The following is a 22,647-nucleotide window of genomic DNA, read 5'->3' as shown; positions in this document are numbered from 1 at the left end:
GAGCAAATAGGCATGATTGTATGTCCAACGAAAAACAACAGGTTAAAAAACGTAAAGTCTTTTACGTTCCAGGGTATGACCCGATTTTACCACGCAGGTACCGAGAGCTGTATCGCACCGAGGGTGCATTGCAGGCCGGTGTTTCTGGCTATGATCTGACATTAAAAGGGAGAGGTGGCAAAAGCCAAACCTATGGCTGGACTGTTAATACAACGATAGGTGGGCAGGCAACGCATACAGATTTTGATTTTTTGCTGTGGTCTGACATTGTCCAAAAATCTATGGAACGCACTATTGCAGGCAGCTTTTGGTTGTTGGCGCGCACAGCTTGGGCCTATATTTCGACTGGATCCTTGTTTCGTCTAACAAAATTGCAAAAAGGCCCGATTATCGCGGCACTTTATCCTGTTGTGATTTTACTAACCCAATTGTTGGTTGGGTTATGTTTAGGATACATCGCTTACAGCTTGGCCGGATATTTAATCCATTGGGTTTTTGGTGCTGTTGTTGGTCTTGGGGTGCTGTGTGCCGTGATGATGTGGTTCAAATCTATAGATAATAAAATTTATGCTTATTATCTGATGCATGATTATGCATTCTCTGCACAATATGATGGTGATATTCCAGAGGTGTTACAGACGCGAATGCGTGAATTTGCACAGAGTATTCATCAAGCATTACAAGATGATGTGGATGAAGTGCTGGTTGTTGGACACTCATCTGGCGCTCACTTGTCTATTTCAATTCTTGCTGATCTTATTCGCCGCTTTGGTGTGCCAAAGGATGGTCCAAAGTTAGCGTTTCTAACCTTGGGCCATGTGGTACCAATGGTGAGTTTTTTGCCAAAAGCTTGGATGTTGCGGAACGATCTACAATTCCTTTGCCAACGCGAAGAGTTGACTTGGGTAGATATCACAGCACCTGGTGATGGCTGTACCTTTGCTTTGTGCGAACCAGCGGCTGTCAGTGGAGTAGCACCTGAAACGGGCCAAACTGGACCGCTGGTGTTTTCCGCTGCGTTTACGCAAACATTATCCAAAGAGTATTATGCGCGTATCAAGAACCGTTTTTTCCGTATGCATTTCCAATACCTTTGTCATTTCGATCGTCCGCGAGATTATGATTATTTTCAAATCACAGCGGGCCCCATAACTTTACAAAGCCGTTTCGCTAACCGCGCCCCAAGCCCGTCAATGATCACGCGTTCTGTGAATAAATTCACATCGACAGAGGCGCCGAAATGAGTAAAGATTTTATTCCACCAAAGCCAAAAAATCGCCCAGATAAAGTGACGATGTTGCAGCATATGAGATTGTTTCGAAAGGATATTTTTGAATCTCAACCGCAAAAACTGTATCGCGCTTGGATGGCAGAGTTTCGATTGCCATTTTTCAAATCTTACTTTGTGAATGACCCCAAGTTAGTGGATCATGTTTTAAAAAAAGATCCCGACAGTTTTCCAAAGTCAGAAATTATTAAAGGTGCACTATATTCACTCCTAGGTGACGGCGTTTTTGTATCAAACGGTGAATTGTGGAAACGGCAGCGCCGTATCATTGACCCAGCCTTTGAAGGGGGACGTTTGCGCGATGTTTTCCCATCTATGATGGCTGCTGGGAGCGATGCTGTTGAACGACTCAAAAAGTTATCTGATCAGCCTTCAATAGAGATTGAAGAGCAGGCAAGCCAGTTGGCTGCTGATATTATATTTCGCACTTTGTTTTCCATTCCAATTACGGATGATGACGCAAAACAAATTTTCAACAAGTTTAAAGAATATCAACGTACGCAACCGCTTATGACAGTTGCAAGCTTCTTTAAAATTCCAAATTGGATACCAAAATTACAACGTAGCAGTACCAAACGCACAAGTGCGGATATTCGTAAACTTTTAACGCGCCTTACAAATGATCGATTTGAACAGATCAAGGCAGGTACTGCACCTGATGATTTGGCGACTAAGATCATGACAACATGTGACCCAGTAACAGGTGACTCATTTACGCCGTCCGAAATGGTTGATCAAGTGGCGATCTTCTTTCTAGCTGGGCATGAAACCTCTGCCAGTGCATTAGCATGGACGCTTTACCTGTTGGCGGTAGATCAAGAAACACAAGATAGAGTGGCAGCTGAAGTGACTGCATTGGATGAGTTAAGTTTTGCTAATTTATCTAAGTTGCCTTTCACACGTGATGTATTTCGTGAAGCATTGCGCCTGTATCCACCTGTTCCGATGATGGTGCGTGAAAATATTAAGCCAGAGATTTTTCGTGACCGTAAGATTAAAGTCGGTAGCCAAATTGTGTTAAGTCCATGGCATTTACAACGCCATGAGCGGTTTTGGGATAGGCCTGATGAGTTTGATCCTGATCGTTGGAAAAAAGAAGCGACTAAGAAATCAGCCCGCGAAGCTTACATGCCATTTTCCGCAGGGCAACGTGTATGTACGGGGGCGGGGTTTGCAATGATCGAAGGTGTTTTGATGATAACTATGTTGATCCAAGCCTTTAAGATTGAGACTGTTGGTATAGTGCCAAGGCCAGTCGCGCATCTCACAGTGCGGGCTGAAAGTGGCATTCATTTAAAACTTACTTCGCGTGGTATTGATACCAGCGCAAAACAAAAATCCTGATGGCACTGGCAAGCCCTGCATCAACTAAACGTGCCGCGTCAATTTTTGCGGCCAATTCATTTATTGGTGTATTTTCTCTTTGCGCAATTTTGACAAACGCAAGCCAATAGGGATCTTCTAAAGATACGCTAGTACGGTGCCCACGTAGTGTAAGAGAATGCTTTTGGGGGCGTCCAAGATCGAGTTCACTGATTAAAGTATCTATCATACTCACATGGGCCTCTTATTGTTTAGTTAAAGAGTGAGAAACCTTCCTCTTCAAGGGCGGCTGCTTCACCTACTTGTAATATTTTACGTGCCGATGGGCCATATGAATTCGTGTTTGTTTGCAGCTCTGGGAAAATTTCAAACAGTTCTTCGCGCGGAGCGTCATCTATTGCTGACATAGACATATGTCCAGGATGAAAGCTTTCCGTTTTTGCACCATTGGCAAAGATGATTTCATGTTTGTCAAAAAGAATATGAATATATTCTGTTTGCTTTATCTTATAATCCACAGTGACAGAGTAATCATTCAGCAACCCTTTTGCTGGTGCCAATACTTCTCGTTCACCATGGTCGATCAAAGCACGGTCGGCATCAATTAACATGCGGTGTTGCGGTGACACGTGCATATCGCGGTAGGGGACACCTGGCCCAAAAGCATCTTTGCGAATGCGAACTGGTCGTAATTTCGGGTAAGCCATAAGGCGAGCACCTGTCATACGTTTTTTCCCAACCCAACGAATAGCTTGTAAGCCATTGTCTGCTGTAATGACCAAATCATCCACTTGTAGGTTTTCAACTAAAACAGAGCCGCGTGCTGTCGCAATGAACGTTCCTGGAGTAAAGCAAATTATGCTTGGAATATTCGTGTATTCAATATTCGTGTTACCCGAAGATAGGTTAATATTCCGAATTTGCTGGCCTTGGGCTAAGCTACCTTCAAGTACGACAATACGATTGACCGCATCATCAACGCCATCATTAGCAGCTGTCAGATATGCGAATGTTATAGGCTGGCCGTTTACTGTGCCCGTGTATATCTCAACGGCATTACCAGTTTGTGCGTAATTTGGATAGGCAGATGATGTAAAATCAACACCGTTGATTGTGAATTGTGTTCCTGTATCCGTTGTGTTTGGCTGCAAGAAACCATCATCATCTGGAATTTCCACAGTTTCAGCGATGCCAATCCGCAGACGGAATGCACCTAATGGGTCGCGATCGACCTGAAATGATGTAAATGACTGTGGCATTTACCGCTCTGCACCGCTTTCATGAGCAGAGTAGCCACACTTATATGTATGATCTGAACTGCCCGCCTCATTATGCTCTTTTTTACCCATCTTTTTGTGGGTTTGAGCTTATTATGTAAAAGATACAGCTATTCAGTTTTTTTAGCAATAAATTAACACTTTTAAAGTGCAAATAGTGATATGATTAAAAGTCGTTAAAAAACATGTTTCTATGGTGTAAAGTTAATCTATATGAGCTATTTTTTATTTTTGATTTCGATTGTAAAGTCGCGGCCTCAGTCACTGAAAGCGATTGTCGTGCGCTTGGTCCGTAAGTGCCGATGTCATTATTCAATTCGGGGAATATCTCAAATAACTCATTCCGCGCATCATCATCGAGACCATCTACGGATGCTTTGTTCGGGTGGAAGCTTTCTGACCAAATACCATTGGCTTCGATCAGTTCGTGATTATCGAATAAGATGTGGATGTATTCCGTAGCTTTGGCATTGTGATCCAATGTAATTGTATGGTCGTTTAGTAGCCCTTTGGCTGGTATCAGAACTTCATGAGAACCGAACATAACCTGTGCTTGTTTAGATTTTATAAATATACGGTGTTGTGGTGATACAACTAGATCTCTCTCTGGTTTATTGCGTCCAAAGGAGTGTGCCCTAATTCGGACAGGTCGCAGGTGGGGGTGCGCCTCCATGCGTGCGCCAGATATATATTTTCGGCCAACCCATCGAATAGCTTGAAGGCCATTATCCGCAGTTATAACAAGATCGCCAGTTTTTAGGTTTTCTACAGCTACAGGGCCAGTTGGCGTTGTTATTGTTGTTCCTGGTGTAAAGCACGTAATGCTTGGTATGCCCCCTTTAGTGTACGGTAGCTGAGTATCTGTGCTGACGGCTGTGATGGTGGAAATAATATCACCTGGATTGATCGTTCCAGACAATACGACAAGACGGTTAATGGCATCATCAACACCGTCACCAGAAGCCGTTAAATAGCCAAATGTTACAGGTTGCCCATTTACCGTTGCAGAGTAAATCTCAATTCCAGTACCCTGATCTCCGGGCCATGATGTTGTTGTAAAGTCAGCGCCGCCAATTTGAAATTGTGCAGTGCCAGAGACATCTTGCCCGCCTGATTGCAAAAAACCATCATCATCAACAACAGTAACAGTTTCAACGATACCAGCTGTCAGTGGGCCACCGCCTAGAGGGTCACCATTAACTTGTATGGAAAGAAACTGTTGGGGCATTATATCACCCCGCTCAGGTCGTTATATATGGCCCATTTACACGTCATGAGTAAAAGACCTGTATGTTGCGCCTTGTTTGGCTTCGTATTCACGAGCTTGAGCTTGGAGCATCAAGTAGTGCTCCATGGCATCTTTCTGAAGCCAGCTTTCAGTTTCAGTTGAGCCTTCACCAGCAACGCCAGTAACGTCATATGGTAAATCATGTGGCGTAAATCTAACTTTTATATGGGTATCATACGAAAAGAGCTTTGCGCGTGGCGCTGTATAGATGACTTTGTTTGAACTCTTTGCAGGCACGATTGGTGGGGTGCTTTCAGCAGCGTTACCTGTCTGTTGGGCGGTTTGGTTCGAAGGTTCTACAAAGAAAACCTCATCTGTTTGCACCTCATTTTGGTGGAATTCAAATATAGCCTTTTGGTTGTCTGGATATTCTTCGTTTTCAGGCACTAATTGTTCATTATCTACAGCAACTTCTAGATCGACTGGCTTAGTATTCTCTGTTTGTGTAGTCGAAATTAGACACATTGGGCTATTTTTGATCTGTGCTTTTTCTAAAACAAGAGGTTTGATTGTCTTTCTTGTAGTATTTTTTTTGTCCGCTTCAACGTTACTCCAGGATGGTAAATCCATGTCGGAAAGTAATTTTTGACGAATACTTTCCAAGCGCGCGTCATAAGATGAGGATATTTGAGGTTCCGCAGGTTTATGAGGTTGTACCTTTGAGGCGTTTTCTATTGGGCATGGTGAAGGCATATCACCCAATAGTTTTTTACGCGCAAGATTTAAGCGTTCGTCATATGATAAGTGTTCGGTTTGTGTTGTTTTAGGCTTGTTTTTATTGGTTTTTATGGGCGTTAGGCACACCGATTGATCCGTTGACAACATCAATGGATCACGCACACCTATGCCTGCCTTAGTGCCTGTACTAACCATACCTAACTACTCTTTTTTCGATCCCACCTTATTTGCGGCAGGTTATCTATAAGTAAATATTGCACAAAATTGTGATTTTGTCCATTAAACTTTGCCTAAAAGTAAGCTGGAACTTGATGCAACTTATGGGTGTACTTTGCCTTTGGGGCAACCTGGCTTAAAAAAACAAATGGCCCCATCAATGTGATAGGGCCATCAATAAAATAAATGGTGTCTAAATTATGCTATTTAGGGCCTATCATATCCTTAGGCTGTACGACTTCATCAAAGCGCTCAGCTGTTACAAAACCAAGGTTTACGGCTTCTTCTTTCAAAGTGGTTCTATTTTTATGGGCAGTTTTCGCAACCTTAGTTGCATTGTCATACCCAATCTCTGGAGCCAATGCCGTGACCAACATTAAGCTTTCCCACATTAGAGAACTGATGCGATCTTCATCGGCTTCTAATCCGTCAATGCAGTTGTCCGTAAAGGCTACAGAAGCATCTCCAAGCAATTGCATCGACTGTAAAACGTTGTATGCCATCATTGGCTTGTAGACGTTCAGCTCAAAGTGTCCTTGGGATCCTGCAAAACCAACTGCTGCATCATTACCAAAGACATGGGCGCAAACTTGTGTAAGTGCTTCACATTGTGTTGGGTTCACTTTGCCTGGCATGATGGATGACCCAGGTTCATTCTCTGGCAACATCAATTCGCCCAGACCACAACGTGGGCCCGATCCTAATAGTCTGATATCATTGGCTATTTTAAATAGAGAAGCTGCAACCGTTTTTAGAGCACCAGACATTTCAACCATTGCATCATGTGCTGCCAATGCTTCGAATTTATTAGGTGCTGTCACGAACGGTAGGCCTGTAATCTCTGCCATATTTGCGGCAACCATCTCGCCCCAACCTTGTGGCGTGTTTAAGCCAGTACCAACGGCTGTGCCGCCTTGGGCTAATGGATAAATGTTTTCTAAAGCGTGTTTGACGCGTTTGATACCTTGTTCGATTTGGAATGCGTAACCGCCAAATTCTTGGCCGAGTGTCAACGGAGTTGCATCTTGTGTGTGTGTACGTCCGATTTTGATTATGTCTTTGAAACTTTCAGCTTTTTCTGTAATTGCAGTATGAAGCTTTTCTAAACCCGGTATTAATATATCATGTGCAGTCATGGCCGTTGCAATGTGCATTGCTGTTGGGAATGTATCGTTAGATGACTGACCCATATTACAATGGTCATTAGGGTGAACTGGTTGTTTTGACCCCATCTCGCCGTTCAAGATTTCAATCGCGCGATTTGAAATAACCTCATTTGCGTTCATGTTTGATTGTGTGCCAGAACCTGTTTGCCAAACAACTAGAGGGAAATGATCGTCCAATGCACCTTCGAAAACTTCACCTGCTGCTCTGATAACAGGCCCTGCGACCTCTGGTGTCAATTTGCCAAGTTCAAGGTTTGCTTGAGCACAGGCTTGTTTGATAACACCAAGGGCGCGAACGATTGCAACAGGTTGTTTCTCCCAACCGATTGGAAAGTTAATTAGGCTTCGTTGCGTTTGTGCGCCCCAATATTTGTCCGAAGGAACCTCTAGTGGTCCAAAACTGTCAGTTTCTGTGCGTGTGGCTGTCATCGTGCGTGTCCCCAAATAAGTCTTAAGATTCTATAATAGGCTTTGGGTATGCTACACAAGTCTGTGAAACATTATATTATAGTTTTTCTGAACTCATATACACGCGCAGGGGGTAAATTATTCAAAACGGGCGCTATAAGTTTTGTAGAAAGCCCCAAGTTTTGCCTTACTGAACGTGCAACGGGTGGTTTTAAACCATAAGTATATTGAATGAATACACCACCAGATTTTAGTTTCTTGAAAGCTTCGCTCAAGATGTTTTCCTGTAATTTCTTTTTCATGCCCAAAAATGGCAAACCAGAAACCACCGCCTGAACATTCAGTAGGGGGGCAGTTCTTAGGTTTTCTGCTGATGATTTGATTACATGGCTTTTGGGGAAAGAGTTGCGTAAATGTATGTAAAAATAATCATTTATTTCAAACAATGCTAATTGGTTTTGGTTAAACCCGTGGACCAAAAGGCTTTCTGTGATTTTCCCCGTACCAGCACCTAATTCGATTACATTTCCGAAATTAGGCCGCAATCTTTCAACCATTTTGTCACAAAGCGCACGCGATGATGGAGCAATAGCCATAATTTCTTTAGGCTTTGTGCAAAGTTGTTTTCGAAACAGTCGGTTATGATCTTTATCGTTTAGCATACGCCATATATTACTGGCTTATTGTAACGATATTATATCAAGAAAATCACTCTTTTCTGAAGCTATCCAAGGAAACGATCTCGGCTTCTTTTTTCGGCTTCTCTTCAGCTATTTCCTCATGCTCATCCTCAATCATAATCATTGGGCTTTCGGGAACCTCTTCAAGGTAGGTTTCTTCCTCCTCTTCAAACCGCAAGCCAAACTCCACACTTGGATCAACAAATGTTTTTATTGCATCATAGGGTACAACCAATGGTTCTGGTGAGTCATTGAAATTTAACGTGATTGAAAAGCGATCATCTAATACAGTGAGGTTTTCAAACCAATGTTGAATAACAATGGTCATTTCTTCTGGGTAACGATCTCGTAACCAATCCGCAATATCTACGCCTGGATGGTTTGTATCAAAACAAATAAAGAAGTGATGTTCGCCAGGTAAGCTGCCGTCTTTGGCTATTTTACGTAAAAGGTCAGCCATAAGGCCACGCATGGCGTTATGCATCATTTTTCCGTAGTCAATTGTATCAGTCATATTATGCTCGTTCGTATTAGTCGAAACCAGCATATAGCAATGATGAGAACTGAAAAGACCTTGATTGGCTCTTTAAGTGAAAAACCACTCTTATATATGGATATTTATAAGTGTTTAGGGCAAAAGGCGCGCCTCGTAACTCTTTAAGCTGCGCATTGCTGCTTGTCCGTAAGCTGCAATGTCTCCGTTTAGTTCCGGGAACAATGCGTGAATTTCATCGCGAGCATCTTGGTGCATCGCTTCTAAGATTTGCTTGCCTGGATGAAAGCTTTCTGTAGCAATGCCTTCGGCGTAGATGATTTGATGTTCCTCAAACATGATATGGTAGTATTCAATATAACTGCCTTCGATTGTTACGATTGTAGTGCCATTCACTAAATCTTTTGCAGGGATCAGAACTTCGGATTGGCCAAGCAACAATTCTGCCTTTGGATCACGTATAACCATGCGGTGCTGTGGGGATACCAACAAGTCGCGATGATTTTGCATTGCACCTTTGGAAATTAAGATAGGTGCCAAATCACCCAAAGCATTTACAGTTTCTGAAGCTATCCACTTAACTTTTTGGTATCCATTTTCGCGTGTTAAAACTTTATCGCCCAAGGAAATATATTCGATTTTCATAGTGCCTTTGGATGTTAAGATATGTGTGCCACGTACGAAACAAGGGACGATAGACGATTCAAGATTTAAGATTCCATTGCCCGTCTCAACAGATGGTGGTGATGAAATACTTCCATCTCCGTTAAAGTCGATATCAGTTTCATGATTGAATGTTTGTGGCGTAGAGCTATTCGTAAGATTGGAGCTAGGAGCAATAAATAGATTGCCACTTAAACTAGGTGCACCTGCATTACTGGATATCAAAACACCAGAATTGATACGTATATAAGTATCCCCAATACCGTCTATTGAATTTTGTATGGTTGCTGTTTGTCCATGGTTTTGTGGAGTGTAGGTGAATTTGATTGTACCTGACGCAAAATCCGCAGCATTTTCATACACTTTAACACCAATAAAACCAGCTGCCCCAGATATCTCACCATTTACAGGAACGTCTTGGATTTCGAATACAACAACATCGTCATCCTCAAATACAGACTGTCCTGCTTCAACAGTGATAAGGCCTGCATTATTATTGCCTGCACCAGAAAGTGCATTCACATTAGGGTTAAGTATTATGTCTGATCCATTTACAATCAAATTACTGATCATCATTTTACAAGCCCTACACTCCAACGCTGTTTTCTATGCTTATTCTTTATTAATCTATAATCTCTTAACGCCAATGGATAACGAGTCTTTTATATTAAAATAACGGAATATGTGGGAAGATTGCAAATGACGGTGCACCTTATGTTTCAAATACCGCAAGGGTTGTGTTTTCTTTTTTATCTTATTGAATAATATGGAAAATAATTTGTACTTTCAAAAAATAAACCATTGGCGACACCTATTGGTGGTGTGGCAATACATTTACTTTTTGTATTCCACTGTGACGAAGTGGTTTGGTTGTTCTGTATCTATGTAAGATAGGCTTGGTGAAAGTTCTCGTAATAACTTCTCTTTTATGGCGCGTGCGTAATCTTTATACCCGTATGTTGGTTGAACAAAAGCGCCGTGGCCACGTATGACGTTCTTTTCAAAATACCTTAACAAAGTCAGGTCTTCGCCAACAACGACCAATGCATTTATTGTAACACCTTTGGCTTCTAAAATTGCAGCGACATCAGCTGGTTCATTGCCTTGGTTATTATGCCCATCTGCACTGACATCAATAACGCTTTTAAGACAAGGCTTTGGATTACGTTGCAGTAATCGGTTCGCATGGATTAGGGCATTGCCAATTGCTGTCATAGGGCCACTTGTGTAACGTGTTGTATCTTCAATCTTATCTGCAAACGCAAAAGAGGATTGCTTGTTTTGAATGCTATGCCAGTTTAAAACAACACGCTGATCTTGTGGGCCAGCCCATTGTGTAATGGCAACTTGAATGCCGCCTGGTAAAAAAGATATTAACTCGGTCACTTCTGGGTCGCGAAATGCAGAGGCGACGCCGACACGTTGTAAACGGTACTCTTTCCAGTCGACGCTTCCAGAGACATCAAGTGCAAGGATGAGCTCTACAGAACATCTATCTTGTGCGATTGCTTGAGTAGGGCCAAATCCCAATAAAGCAGCGCAGCACATTTGTATGAAAAGTTGAGCATTCATTTTTGGTGAGTGTTCGTAGAGTACATAAAAGAAATGCTATAGAAATGCGGTTCAAATGCAATCTATGTAAAAGGATAAGCAGTAACATTTACGTTGGTGGCATTAATCGGATTTTCCATAATATGATTTCGTATTATCAGGACTAGCTATTTTAGATGCTTTTTCACTGTAATTTTAATCATAGCTGTTTCATAGTTGCGCAATCGTACTGATGGAATGAATGCCTAATATGTTTTTTGACACTGATATACACACCGTTTCAGATGCACGCCATCTGGCAAAAAAACGCCTGCCATGGATGGTTTTTGATTATATTGATGGTGCTGCAGGTGATGGTTTTGGAGAACAAGCCAACCGTGATGCAATCCGTGCTTTGCGGTTAAAACCGCGGGTTTTAAACAATGTGGAGCAGCGGGACGTAAGTGTTCCAGTTTTTGGAAAGAAATCAGATTTACCCTTTGGAATCAGTCCTATGGGAATGTGTAACCTTGCAGCGCCCAAGGCTGATTTGATGTTGGCAAAACTTGCTGCAAAGCATTTCATGCCAGTAGGGGTATCGACTGCGGCCTCTACATCATTAGAGGTTATGATGGACACATCCGAAGGGAACGCATGGTTTCAGTTGTATTTTAGCGGGAATGAAGACGCATCAAACGCATTGATTAAACGCGCGCAAGATGCTGGATATCAGACGCTAATATTAACCGTTGATGTGCCAGAGGTAGGACGTCGTCCACGTGAATTACGCCGTGGGTTTAAAATGCCCTTTAAAATTGGTCCAAGGCAATTCATTGATTTTGCCTGTCATCCACAATGGTCGCTATCTACGCTTTTCCACGGAAAACCAGAGTTGGCTAATTTTGGTGGTAAGTTTGGCGAATTCGATCGTACCAGTAGCCGTGCAGGGGCTGATTGGGGGTTATTGGCTAAAATTCGTGATGCATGGAAAGGAAACTTGGTTGTTAAAGGTGTTTTAGATCCAAGTGATGCTTTGAAGATGAAAAAAATGGGTGTTGATGCTGTGCAGGTGTCTAGCCATGGCGGGCGTCAATTGGACGGTTCTTTAAATGCTATCAATGCATTACGAGACATACGTAAAGCAGTGGGTGCGAAATATCCGCTGTTTTATGACAGCGGCTTACGTAGTGGTGAAGACATTGTAAAAGCCTATGCTGTTGGTGCTAATTTTACCTTTTTAGGGCGTCCGTTTTCATATGCTATTGCTGCAGGTGGTTCGCGTGGCTTGGATCAGTTAACAGATATACTGACACAAGAAGTCAGCATTACATTGGCACAATTAGGTGAGACAAATATCGTTTCACTCGGCGCGAACCATATTGTGGCGGCCTGATAAATACTGATATTAAGTGCTATGACGACCTTATGTGATTAAGCATAAGGTCGTTTATATCTATCGTTACCCAGAAAATTGATAGCTTGCTGGTGTGTAATGAAAGCCCTCACCACGCGTAGAAACATAGCCCAATGCTGGGAATGGTAAGTGGTATCCAATCATGGGAATTTTATCCGTAGCCAGCATTCCTAAAACCCTGCGGCGTGTGGCAGCAGCAGCAACTTTGTCTGTATCAAAACGTACTTCCCAATCAGGATAGGCTAGGGACCATACGTGGTGATTTGCCATATCCGCTGCAATAAAAACCTGCCTACCACCGCTTTCCAGCATATAGCCCATATGTCCAGGTGTGTGGCCAGATGTATCAAGTGCTGTAATACCTGAGGCAACAGAATAGTTTGGGTCAATGAAGGTTGTTTTTTCGGCAAGTGGCTTAACTAAGTTTGCGACCATTCCGCCAATGCGATGTTCAGGACCTTTTGCAAGCCAGAACTCATATTCAGTGGTTCCAGTAATATATCTTGCATTAGGAAATGTTGCCGATCCTTCAACCATTAAACCGCCAATATGATCTGGATGCATATGGGTTAGCACAACAATGTCAACTTGATCCTCGGAATAACCAGCAGCGCGTAAGGCCCGTAATACCCCCAAGGTTTCCCCACCAAGGCCAGTATCAAACAAGATTAACTCTTTGCCAGTGTTTACCAATGTCGGTGTGAAATAGGTTTCTGTTTGATCGTAAGGGATGAAGTTTTCTGCACTTGCTTTTGCAAATTCTTCGGGCGACACGTTCATTCCAAAAGTTCCCTGAGGTTCTTTACGTGTGCTTTGGGCTACTAAAAGTGTTGTGATTTCGAAGTCGCCCATTTTAAAACGCGAGAATATTTGTTCTGAAGAGCCTAACAATGGGGCAGCAGCATGTGCTGCAAGGCTTGTTGTAATGGGGAGGCTGGCAGCTCCAGCTAAAAGATGGCGACGGTTCAATGTAACAGTTATAGACATGATAATTCTCCGTATGATTAAAGTTTAACTATAGGTGGGATAATGCATTTGGACAGTAGTCTTGATGCGAAATATTTCACGATCTCGTGACGGATTATTTTGTGGAAAGTGCAGGTTTCTGTTGCAAGGTACCTGCGAACCCCGCCTAACGCGGCTAGGCGTTAGGAGTTAAGTTTCGATATTTCGAACTGCTTACGCAGCTAGAGCTACCGGAGCACGATTGTCATTTGCAATTGTACAGTTTTCGCCGATAACGGTGGCAGACAGCCGAGTAAAAGCTAACATCTTTAGACGTCCGTCGATCCTATTTCGACCCCATACCGCCCTCAAATGAAGGGATTTTTGGTGGAGTCGCCGGGTACCGCCCCCGGGTCCGATCCGTTTATTACATGCGCGTTTATCACCATAGTCCCCGAAGGAACAAATTTAATATAAGGGCTTCAGGAGGGTAATTAAAGGGGTTTCTTACTGTTTTTAGGCAGAGTGTGGTGATTGTATCCGATAATCGGGAACGACAACTCTTTTAACAGTTTCTCTGACATTGCGCGTTTATAGTCATGATAGCCAAGGGCAAGCATTGAAAAGGACCCAAAACCATGAATAACTTCAGTATCAAAATAGCCTTTTAGTTCTTGTACGTCCGGAGCTAACAATGCGTTTGCACCACCAGAAAATTGTAAACGGTATTCGGTTGGGTCAACGGATCCAGAAATATCCAAAGCCAGAACAAGAGCATGTCTGCATGTGGCAGATGCAGTAGCCATAGTTATAAGTAATAGAGCACCTGCCTATCTTATTTGGATGGTTTTTAAAATCTTAGCAATATCTAACCCTTTGATTTTATGTGTGGTGCCCAAGGTTTGCGGGTTAACATATCGCGGTAAACCAATGTAACCAACAAAAAGCTGATATATAGTAACAGATACCAAGATCCCATTTTTGCCCATCTTACCATTTCTAGGTTGCCTTGGCCTGCATATAACCATGTACCTGTCATTGTGCCGACATTTTCGGCAATCCATAGGAAAAATGATGATAGGAATGCAGCAACAGGTAGGGGCATCCAACGTGGCGTTACACCCACATAGAACCATATGCGTGTGCGCCAAAAAATGACCACTGTTGCCACAAATAGGATGTTTCGGATGTCATATGTATAATGGTGCGTGAAAAAGTTAGCATATATGGCAACCGCAAGGGCAACAGTCATCCAAAACGGTGGGTAAGGGGCAAAACGCATGTCAAAGATACGGATAACACGTGCCATGAAACTTCCAACACAGGCGTACATAAATCCTGAAAATAAAGGAACATCTGCTATTTTGATATACCCAGGTTCTGGATAACCCCATGATCCCATTTTGACTTTGAAAATTTCCATGATCGTTCCAACGATATGGAATAATAATATGACCTTTGCCTCGTTCAGGCTTTCAAGTTTGAAGACAAGGAATAGAATTTGCGTGGTAATGGCAAAAATGAACAGTGCGTCATAACGGTGTAATGCCCAATCATCTTGCCAGATGAGTGAGGTGATTATTATGACGATTAAAAAGATTAATCCAAACAAGCTTGCCCATGCTTGTTTTAGAAAAAACATAATTAGCTCGGTTAACCCACTGGGCAGGTATTTACGTACCCAATCCCCTAAAATACGTTCAATTTGTAAATTACGCACCACGTCCCCCGAGGTATAGTCTTTTAGGGAACGTGATCTAGGACTGGCGCGAAATCAACCTATTAAATGCGGAAAAATGGCTGCAAGAGGCGTGGTATGATTGCATTGAAGCGCAATGGTGCATCTGTGACAGCTAAGCAAATGCAATCTTCGCCCATTTCAGCGCGCGGCGTGTGCTCTAAGTCTTCATCAGCGATTTCGATATCACCGCGCCCAAAACGATCAACTTCATCTGCAAATGCACCTTGCAAAACAAGCGTTAATTCTGTTCCGCGATGACCATGATCTGGAACAGCGCGTCCTGCTTCGATGTGTAACAACCTTGCAGATGCGCCCTTTGATGTTTTCAAAATGGCCTGTTTTACGCCCATTCCAAGGCTTTTCCATTTCACTGCATCAGGGTTTTCGCCAACATAATGTTGTAATGCTCTTGGGAAAATACTGTCATTTTTGGCAAGTTTGGGTGTGGGAGCAGGCGCGCCATTTATTTTTGCCAATGTGGCCTCAAAGCTGTCATCTGAGATTGACATGGTTTCAGTGTCATCCAAAACAGAACCACCAACTGCTTCGTAAGCTTCAACAGCTGCACGGCATTCATCACACATAGAAATATGCGTCGCCACAGCCAATTCAAACGCTTCTGGTAGGATGCCAGCAGCGTATCCCATAATTAGTTCTTCGCTTAAATGATGTTGTATCTTCATTGTTCTGCTCGCTTCATTTCATGACGCAACTTTTCAAGTGCCAATCGTAATCTGGATTTGATCGTTCCAAGCGGTAATCCCGTCTCGACCGCGATTTCTTTGTGGGATAAGTCCCCGTAAAAAGCGCGTTTGACCAAGTCTTGTTGTTTGTCAGGTAGGTTTGAGACAGCCTTGGTCAAGAGTTCACTCTCTTGGGCTGTTGCGATGATGTCTTGAGCATCTGGTTCTTCAACTGGACCCCATAGAACTTCATCTGGTTCTGGACGGTTGCGCTTACGAATTACGTCTATTCGTTTGTTCCGCGCAATCGTGAATATCCATGTAGATGCAGAGGCGCGCTTTGGGTCAAACTGTTTAGATTTACGCCAAACAGTGGCCATCGTTTCTTGAACGCATTCTTCTGCGGTGCCTTCTGTTGCACCAGCTTTCATCAGAAATGATTTTATGCGGGGTGCAAAATGGGCAAATAAGACAGCGAATGCTTTTTTATCTTGTGAAGTGGCTATATTCACCAAACATTGGTTGAATTCGGCAACCTCGGTTTTTTGTGTTGTCACAGCCTTGCCCCCTTGGCGCACCTTTTTGGATCGCGCAACAAAACCATAGGCGCGTTTGTATCGCAATGGTTCGACTTGGTTTATATGCAAATTTTCTGTCAACATAACACTTCTACGGCGTAAATTAAAAATCGGATCATTTTTGATCCAATTTGTTTTCTGACGCGTAACAATCCCAAAAGACTAAAGGGACTACGACTATGCCGTTTGAAAATTTACCAGTTGCTCCAACAAAGATCGCAATCATCGGGGGCGGAGTATCTGGATTAGGGGCGGCATATTTATTATCTCGGTCCCATGATGTGACTTTATTTGAATCTGAGGCGCGTTTGGGCGGACATGCCCGTACAGTTATAGCCGGTAAAAATAATGATCAGCCTGTGGATACGGGGTTTATTGTTTTCAACTATGCCAATTATCCACGTTTGACGAAGTTATTTGAAGAACTGAATGTTCCTGTTGAGAAAAGCAATATGAGTTTTGGCGTTTCTGCTAACAATGGTCAGGTAGAATATGCGCTGAATTCTATAAAGGCGATGTTCGCCCAAAACCGCAACTTGATTAACCCAGCCTTTTATAAAATGTTACGCGATATCGTGCGGTTTAATGCGCGTGCCGCCGATATGGTCAAAAGCCGTGAGATGACATTGGGTGAACTTATCAATGTGATGCGTTTGGGGGATTGGTTCCGTGATTATTATCTGTTGCCATTTTCAGGTGCGATTTGGAGCACACCGCTTAAAGACATGATGGATTTCCCCGCAGAAGCTTTGATCCGCTTCTTTGAAAATCACAATTTGCTTGGCTACCATGGCCACCATCAATGGTACACGGTGTCTGGTGGATCGATTGAGTATGTAAAGCGTTTAACCGCAAATATAGAAGCGCAGAATACCAAGATCAGAGTGAATGCGCCTGTTATGTCTGTACGCCGCGATGAAAAAGGTGTGCTTGTTCGCGCCAAAGGTGGTGCGTGGGAACGTTTTGATCGTGTGGTTTTCGCATGTCATTCCGACGAAGCATTGCAGATGTTGGAAGCTCCAACAGCAGATGAGCAACGTTTACTGGGTGCTATTGGCTATCAAGATAATCACGCAGTTCTACATTGTGATGCAAGTGTTATGCCGCGACGCAAACAATGTTGGGCGTCATGGGTTTATTCAACGAAAGAAGAAAATCGCAATGCCAGTATTGGCGTAACTTATTGGATGAACCTTTTGCAAAACATCAATCATGATGACCTTTTGCTGGAAACGTTGAACCCAAGTCATGATATCAAAGACGAGCTGATTTATTCTGAAAAGTCTTTCCGTCACCCAGTCTTTGATAAAGAAGCGTTAGCAGCGCAACCGCAAATCCAAGCCATCCAAGGGCAAAACAATACATGGTTCTGTGGTGCATATATGCGCAATGGCTTCCATGAAGATGGCTTTTCCAGTGGCGTCGATGTGGCCGAACATATGGATGGGGTGGGCGTATGGGCTTAACGCTGGATCATATCCACGGAACCACGTTCCACAAACGGCATGGAGCCATTGCCAATGCATTTAGCTATGGTGTGGATTATATGCTTGTGGATTTAGATGGCCCTGTAGCAAAGCCATTTTTGATGTCTGAAAATAAGCTGAACCTTGTCAGCATGTATTGGCGCGATCATGGCGGTATGCGTGGTGCTGGGCAGGGGCTTGATTGGGCACGCCAAACGTTACGCGATAATGGGTTTGATGAATATACAGATGCAAAAATTCTATTATTAGCGCAACCGCGTGTGTTTGGTCATGTGTTCAACCCTGTTAGTTTTTGGCTAGTGTTCGATGCCGAAGACAGATTAAGAATTGCGATTGCAGAGGTGAATAATACCTTTGGCGATAGGCATTCATACCTGTGTCACCATGACGATTTGAGCCCTATTATAAAAGGCGACCAAGTCAAAGCACGCAAAGTATTCCATGTATCACCGTTTCAAGATGTATCGGGTGAATACACATTTAAATTTGATGTAACGCCTGAAACCCTTGGCGTATGGATCGATTACCGCGATGGCAATCGCGGGGTCTTTGCCACTTTTGTAGGAAAACGCCAACCTGTGACGAATGCTTCAATACTAAGGGCGGCGATCATGCGCCCCTTTGGGTCTGTCCGTGTACTGGCCCTGATTTACTATCAAGCTTTAAAATTGAAACTAAAGGGAGCCATTTATCGTGCACGCCCTTTGCCACCGAAAAGTGAGGTTTCCAGATGAAATATCTAGTAATAACTTTGGCAATTTGGGGTACAGCAACCTCTGCCGCTTTGAGTACGCCTCCTGAAGTGCAAGCAAACTTAAAGAATGCATCTCTGACAGGGGCAGCGAGTGCCAGTATTTTAACGAAGACAATATATGATGCCGAACTTTGGTCAGAGGATGGTAAACCGTTTGCGATTAAAGACGATTTTGCATTGTCACTGACATATAAAGCATCTTTCAAGGCAAGTGTTTTGGCCTGGGCGACAGTGTTTGAAATTGCTCGTATCGAAGATACCCAAAAAACGAATTTTGATGATTTAGAGCAAAAGTTGACCACTTGTTTTTCAGATGTGAAGCGTGGCGATCGTTTCACAGCCATGCCGACCAATATAGATAATGTTACATTTTTCTTTAATGGTCAGAAAAGCTGTGACTTATCCTACCCAAAATTGACAGAACGGTTCTTTGGCATTTGGCTTGGCCCTAAAACGCGTGATCCTAAAGTATCCGCTAAATTAAAGGGTGTTGAATAATGCCCGCAACAACCCACAAAGGATTACCAAGTTACGCCCTGTTCTCGGGGATGTTGGCATTTGTGGGTTTGCCTATTTATATTCATGCGCCGAAATTTTTTGTGGATGAATACGGTATAAGTTTAACTGCGATTGGTACCGCGCTTCTATTGGTACGCCTTCTGGATTTTGTTCAAGATCCAGCATTGGGGTGGTTTTCAGATCGTTTGAAACAAGCGAAGCCATTAGTCGTTGCGGTAAGTGGTCTTATTTTGGCGGCCGCCCTTTATGGTTTATTCGGTATTACCGCACCCTTTAATCCGTTGATATGGTTTATACTTTGTGTTGCAGTTTTGTTCACGGCCTTTAGCCTGTTAACAATTATGTTTTATGCACAAGGTATTCAAAAAGCGGGCAAAATTGGCGAAATGGGTCATGTACGTCTTGCTGCTTGGCGTGAAACTGGTGCGTTGATAGGTGTATGTGTTGCCTGTATTGCGCCACTCATCCTGCAAGCGATGTTCCCAAAATTAGGCCACCCATTAGCACTGTTTTCGATATTCTTTGCAGTGCTGACTGTATTAGCCATTTTGGCCATGCAATCTGAATGGTCGGCAAGCGTCAAACAGCCAAAAGAAACGCGGGTTCCAATCCTGCAGGATAAAATCCTTCGACGTTTGCTGCTTATTGCATTCTTAAATGCTGCCCCCGTAGCAGTTACATCAAGCTTATTTTTATTCTTCGTAGAATATCGTTTAGGTGCGGCTGATGCCGCCGGGCCATTATTGTTGGCATTCTTCTTATCCGCAGCTGCTTCTGTACCTTTATGGGGAATGGCTGCGCGCCGGTTTGGGGCAAAAACCGTTTTACTGACAGGTATGCTGCTCTCTGTTGTTGCATTTGGTTTTGCTTTGAACTTGCAGACTGGTCAAATTGCTGCTTTTGCCGCCGTCTGTATCGCATCGGGCGCTGCACTTGGCGCTGATATGACATTGCTGCCAGCTCTGTTTGCACGCCGTGTAACCGCTATTTCAGACGCAGGTGGGCAGGCATTCGGGTTATGGAGCTTCTGTTCCAAAGCAACGCTTGCCATTGCTGCTGTTACAATGTTGCCATCGTTAGAAGCATCAGGCTTCAAAGTCGGGCAACCCAATTCCCAAGACGCATTGCAAATGCTGTCCATCTTATACGCATTGGTGCCGTGTATCCTAAAGATACTCGCCTTCATATGCTTGTTTTTCACAAAGCTAGAGGAGATCTAGATGTCGACTTTAACCATCATCGTTTTATGCGCCTTATGCGGGTTAATCGCCCTTTATTACGCGAGTAATTTCATGGGCTTTATGGCGCAAAAGCCTGAACATTATACAGGCAAAGGGGCGGATTTTGATATTCGCAGAGAATTGAATGGCCCGATATTGTGTGAAGGTGTCATTTATGGCCCATTAGGGCGTGTTCAAACCCGCTTTGTTGCCAATATGAATGCCGAATGGAAAGGCAATCAGGGGCATATGACAGAAGAATTCCGCTATGACAGCGGTCATACGTTGAACCGTGAATGGACGTTAAGTGTAAAAAACGATGCAACGTTCGATGCCACTGCGCCTGATATTATTGGTACCGGCAAAGGTGTTCATTCTGGATCCAGTGTAATGCTGAATTACAACCTGAAATTGCCAGAAGATACGGGTGGACATGTGTTGAATGTGACCGATTGGATGTATCTGATGGAAAACGGCACAATCATGAACCGTTCGCAGATGCGTAAGTTTGGTATCAAAGTGGGTGAATTGGTCGCCACTATGCGTAAAGCTGCCTAATGACCCTGCAGGGCAAGCGATATTGGCTGGTTGGCGCTAGCGAAGGGTTGGGGCGCGAAATGGCGTTGCAACTCTCGGATGTGGGTGTTGATTTGGTGATCAGCGCTCGCACCAAAGCGCGTTTGGATGATTTGGCGGTAGAATTAAAGGGTACCGTAGATGTACTGCCCATTGATGTTAATGACGCAGATAACATTGCTGAAGTTGCTAAAAACTTAGGCCAGATTGACGGTATTATTTATGCCGCAGGTGTTTATAGCCCAATGAATGCCCAGTCTTGGGATGCAGATCAGGTTGAAGCTATGTGCGATATTAATTTCCTTGGCTGTACGCGAACGCTAGGCCATGTTGTCCCAGGTTTTATTCAACGTGATCAAGGGCATATTGTTATTATTGGCAGCTTATCTGGCTTTCGTGGTTTGCCGAAATCCATTGGTTATAGCGCATCAAAATCTGCAGTGATGCATCTTGCAGAATGTCTTTACGCTGATTTGCGGGGAACAGGTGTAAAGGTACAATTATTAAACCCTGGTTTCATTAAAACACGAATGACCGACAAGAACGACTTTTCAATGCCATTTTTGATGAGCAGCGCAGAGGCGGCAAAACATGCAGTAAATGCAATGCAAAAAGGGGGCTTTCAGTATAATTTCCCACGCATGTTTTCATGGTTCTTTCGTGGTGCGAATTTTTTGCCTGCAGGTCTATATTACCGATTATTTGGCTAATTGTTTGCGGCATTGGCTGGGTGACATACCAAAACGTTCTTTATATGCTCGGGTCATTGCGCTGGTGTCCTGAAAACCGCCTCGCAAAGAAATTTCGGATATATTCATTGGTGTCGATAAAACCATCTGTTGTACTGCTGACAGTCGGATATGACGGTATATTTGACTGATGGTTGCCCCAAACTCTGCAATAGCGCGACGATCCAATGTTTTTGCTTGGCAGGACAAGTGTTTGGCAAGGGCGTGGCGGGAAAGAGGGTTTTCTATTGTATCATGCATTACCGACAGGGCTTTATTCAATAGTGGGTTGCGTGCGTTCTGTTTTGGAAGATGTGCCGTTAATGGTGCGTCTTTTAAAAGAAAAAACGACTCTATATCAACTTTAGAAGATTGTCCTAAGTGTTTGGTAATAAGAAGTAATGCTAAATCAAAAGCAGACATAACACCCGCACATGTATATCTGTTTCCATCTTGGGTTAATCGTTGGCGTTGTGCATCAACCCTTGGAAACTCCTCAGCAAAACTATCGAAAGTGTCCCAGTGAACGGTGGCCGTTTTCTCATCCAACAATCCAGCAGCGGCCATAAGCCACGCACCTGTATCCAACCCAACCAAGATATCTGCGAGTTTTGATGCTTTTTGCAGTCCTATACGCGCTTTTGGTGTGTCATGTTGGACATAGTCATAGCTGGCATTTACGAACAAGTAATCACAGCGTCCCATTTGGGATAGCGCACCATCTGGTAATATAGGTAAGCCGCTTGATGATTGAACAGGATCACCAGAGAGTGTCAGGAATTGCCATTCAAATACAGTTTGATTGGCAAATGAACTGCAAGCCCGTAAGGGCTCCAGACAGTTTGCCAAGCAATGATTTGAAAACTGATCAAACAACAAAAATGATATTTTAATCGGCTTTGGTGGTATTTTTGTCCATATATGCATGATTTATGTCTATATATGTATAGTGTGGTTCGTCAATCCAGTGTTCCCTGAAAGGGATATACTTT

The 22,647-nt window shown here is 43.4% G+C and carries 23 protein-coding genes, 1 other RNA gene and 2 pseudogenes; 9 read left to right on the top strand and 17 right to left on the bottom strand.

Annotated elements, in window-relative coordinates; genetic code table 11:
* The first annotated feature begins 20 nt into the window (after positions 1-20).
* Positions 21-1,244, top strand: coding sequence for a hypothetical protein (locus tag F9L33_RS04610; RefSeq protein ID WP_152141550.1), 1,224 nt, complete (start codon positions 21-23; stop codon positions 1,242-1,244).
* The gene (locus tag F9L33_RS04605) at positions 1,241-2,632 is read left to right on the top strand and encodes a cytochrome P450 (RefSeq protein WP_152141549.1); all 1,392 of its coding nucleotides are present in this window, start codon (positions 1,241-1,243) and stop codon (positions 2,630-2,632) included. Before F9L33_RS04610 ends, F9L33_RS04605 begins: the two co-directional genes overlap by 4 nt.
* Here F9L33_RS04605 and F9L33_RS04600 read toward each other — a convergent pair.
* The 9 genes from F9L33_RS04600 to F9L33_RS04560 all read right to left on the bottom strand — a co-directional run bounded on the left by F9L33_RS04600 (position 2,589) and on the right by F9L33_RS04560 (position 11,052).
* Positions 2,589-2,840, bottom strand: a complete 252-nt coding sequence (locus F9L33_RS04600) for a ribbon-helix-helix domain-containing protein (RefSeq protein WP_152141548.1) — start codon at positions 2,838-2,840, stop codon at positions 2,589-2,591. The two genes, F9L33_RS04605 and F9L33_RS04600, sit on opposite strands and share 44 nt — an antisense overlap.
* A gap of 22 nt (positions 2,841-2,862) precedes the next feature.
* Positions 2,863-3,870, bottom strand: a complete 1,008-nt coding sequence (locus F9L33_RS04595; protein WP_152141547.1) for a Hint domain-containing protein — start codon at positions 3,868-3,870, stop codon at positions 2,863-2,865.
* Positions 3,871-4,054: 184 nt separating this feature from the next.
* Positions 4,055-5,116, bottom strand: a complete 1,062-nt coding sequence (locus tag F9L33_RS04590; protein WP_152141546.1) for a Hint domain-containing protein — start codon at positions 5,114-5,116, stop codon at positions 4,055-4,057.
* 36 nt (positions 5,117-5,152) lie between these two features.
* The gene (locus tag F9L33_RS04585) at positions 5,153-6,016 is read right to left on the bottom strand and encodes a hypothetical protein (RefSeq protein ID WP_152141545.1); all 864 of its coding nucleotides are present in this window, start codon (positions 6,014-6,016) and stop codon (positions 5,153-5,155) included.
* Positions 6,017-6,273: 257 nt separating this feature from the next.
* On the bottom strand, positions 6,274-7,665 hold the full coding sequence (gene fumC, locus F9L33_RS04580) for a class II fumarate hydratase (RefSeq protein WP_152141544.1): 1,392 nt from the start codon (positions 7,663-7,665) through the stop codon (positions 6,274-6,276).
* A 71-nt stretch (positions 7,666-7,736) separates the two neighbouring features.
* A complete protein-coding gene (locus F9L33_RS04575; RefSeq protein ID WP_152141543.1) occupies positions 7,737-8,240 on the bottom strand; it encodes a class I SAM-dependent methyltransferase in 504 nt (167 codons plus the stop codon).
* A gap of 112 nt (positions 8,241-8,352) precedes the next feature.
* Positions 8,353-8,838, bottom strand: a complete 486-nt coding sequence (locus F9L33_RS04570) for an SspB family protein (protein WP_152141542.1) — start codon at positions 8,836-8,838, stop codon at positions 8,353-8,355.
* A gap of 114 nt (positions 8,839-8,952) precedes the next feature.
* Positions 8,953-10,056 carry a Hint domain-containing protein gene (locus F9L33_RS04565; protein WP_152141541.1) on the bottom strand — a complete coding sequence of 368 codons (1,104 nt, stop codon included), beginning with the start codon at positions 10,054-10,056 and terminating at the stop codon, positions 8,953-8,955.
* A gap of 258 nt (positions 10,057-10,314) precedes the next feature.
* Positions 10,315-11,052: a DUF1194 domain-containing protein gene (locus tag F9L33_RS04560; RefSeq protein WP_152141540.1), complete on the bottom strand. Its 738-nt coding sequence runs from the start codon at positions 11,050-11,052 to the stop codon at positions 10,315-10,317.
* A 229-nt stretch (positions 11,053-11,281) separates the two neighbouring features.
* On the opposite strand from F9L33_RS04560, the gene F9L33_RS04555 reads away from it, so the two are divergent.
* Positions 11,282-12,403: an alpha-hydroxy acid oxidase gene (locus F9L33_RS04555; RefSeq protein ID WP_152141539.1), complete on the top strand. Its 1,122-nt coding sequence runs from the start codon at positions 11,282-11,284 to the stop codon at positions 12,401-12,403.
* A gap of 66 nt (positions 12,404-12,469) precedes the next feature.
* Here F9L33_RS04555 and F9L33_RS04550 read toward each other — a convergent pair whose 3' ends face one another.
* The 7 genes and pseudogenes from F9L33_RS04550 to F9L33_RS04525 form a co-directional block, all read right to left on the bottom strand.
* A complete protein-coding gene (locus tag F9L33_RS04550; protein WP_152141538.1) occupies positions 12,470-13,411 on the bottom strand; it encodes an MBL fold metallo-hydrolase in 942 nt (313 codons plus the stop codon).
* Positions 13,412-13,518: 107 nt separating this feature from the next.
* Positions 13,519-13,872, bottom strand: a transfer-messenger RNA (tmRNA) gene (gene ssrA / locus F9L33_RS04545).
* Positions 13,864-14,034 (bottom strand): annotated as a pseudogene (locus tag F9L33_RS16050) (DUF1194 domain-containing protein); the annotation flags it as partial. The gene ssrA and the pseudogene F9L33_RS16050, both read right to left, overlap by 9 nt.
* Positions 14,035-14,043: 9 nt before the next feature.
* Positions 14,044-14,175, bottom strand: a pseudogene (locus tag F9L33_RS16045) (DUF1194 domain-containing protein); the annotation flags it as partial.
* A gap of 62 nt (positions 14,176-14,237) precedes the next feature.
* On the bottom strand, positions 14,238-15,089 hold the full coding sequence (locus F9L33_RS04535) for a DUF817 domain-containing protein (RefSeq protein WP_226803936.1): 852 nt from the start codon (positions 15,087-15,089) through the stop codon (positions 14,238-14,240).
* Between the two features lie 62 nt (positions 15,090-15,151).
* Complete coding sequence (locus F9L33_RS04530; protein ID WP_152141536.1) at positions 15,152-15,793, bottom strand: ChrR family anti-sigma-E factor; 642 nt, start codon at positions 15,791-15,793, stop codon at positions 15,152-15,154.
* Entirely contained in the window at positions 15,790-16,455 is a 666-nt protein-coding gene (locus F9L33_RS04525; protein WP_152141535.1) for a sigma-70 family RNA polymerase sigma factor, read from the bottom strand. Before F9L33_RS04525 ends, F9L33_RS04530 begins: the two co-directional genes overlap by 4 nt.
* A gap of 95 nt (positions 16,456-16,550) precedes the next feature.
* Here F9L33_RS04525 and F9L33_RS04520 point away from each other — a divergent pair, with 95 nt between their 5' ends.
* The 6 genes from F9L33_RS04520 to F9L33_RS04495 are packed head-to-tail and all read left to right on the top strand — an operon-like array spanning position 16,551 to position 21,637.
* Positions 16,551-17,837 carry an NAD(P)/FAD-dependent oxidoreductase gene (locus F9L33_RS04520; protein WP_152141534.1) on the top strand — a complete coding sequence of 429 codons (1,287 nt, stop codon included), beginning with the start codon at positions 16,551-16,553 and terminating at the stop codon, positions 17,835-17,837.
* Positions 17,828-18,592, top strand: coding sequence for a DUF1365 domain-containing protein (locus F9L33_RS04515; RefSeq protein WP_152141533.1), 765 nt, complete (start codon positions 17,828-17,830; stop codon positions 18,590-18,592). Before F9L33_RS04520 ends, F9L33_RS04515 begins: the two co-directional genes overlap by 10 nt.
* Positions 18,589-19,110, top strand: a complete 522-nt coding sequence (locus F9L33_RS04510) for a chalcone isomerase family protein (RefSeq protein WP_152141532.1) — start codon at positions 18,589-18,591, stop codon at positions 19,108-19,110. The genes F9L33_RS04515 and F9L33_RS04510 overlap by 4 nt, the downstream gene beginning before the upstream one ends.
* Positions 19,110-20,351: an MFS transporter gene (locus tag F9L33_RS04505; protein WP_152141531.1), complete on the top strand. Its 1,242-nt coding sequence runs from the start codon at positions 19,110-19,112 to the stop codon at positions 20,349-20,351. Before F9L33_RS04510 ends, F9L33_RS04505 begins: the two co-directional genes overlap by 1 nt.
* Positions 20,352-20,909, top strand: a complete 558-nt coding sequence (locus F9L33_RS04500; protein ID WP_152141530.1) for a DUF3833 domain-containing protein — start codon at positions 20,352-20,354, stop codon at positions 20,907-20,909.
* Positions 20,909-21,637, top strand: coding sequence for an SDR family oxidoreductase (locus tag F9L33_RS04495; RefSeq protein WP_152141529.1), 729 nt, complete (start codon positions 20,909-20,911; stop codon positions 21,635-21,637). The genes F9L33_RS04500 and F9L33_RS04495 overlap by 1 nt, the downstream gene beginning before the upstream one ends.
* On the opposite strand, the gene F9L33_RS04490 is transcribed toward F9L33_RS04495, so the two are convergent.
* Positions 21,626-22,582 (bottom strand): GlxA family transcriptional regulator, encoded by a 957-nt coding sequence (locus F9L33_RS04490; RefSeq protein ID WP_152141528.1) that lies wholly within the window; start codon positions 22,580-22,582, stop codon positions 21,626-21,628. The genes F9L33_RS04495 and F9L33_RS04490 overlap by 12 nt on opposite strands.
* Between the last annotated feature and the right edge of the window lie 65 nt (positions 22,583-22,647).

Origin of the sequence: Amylibacter sp. SFDW26 (genome assembly GCF_009184395.1) — a bacterium.
Classification (GTDB): domain Bacteria; phylum Pseudomonadota; class Alphaproteobacteria; order Rhodobacterales; family Rhodobacteraceae; genus Amylibacter.
Note: the sequence above shows the minus strand (reverse complement) of the source record. Positions and strands in the feature narration are given on the sequence as shown.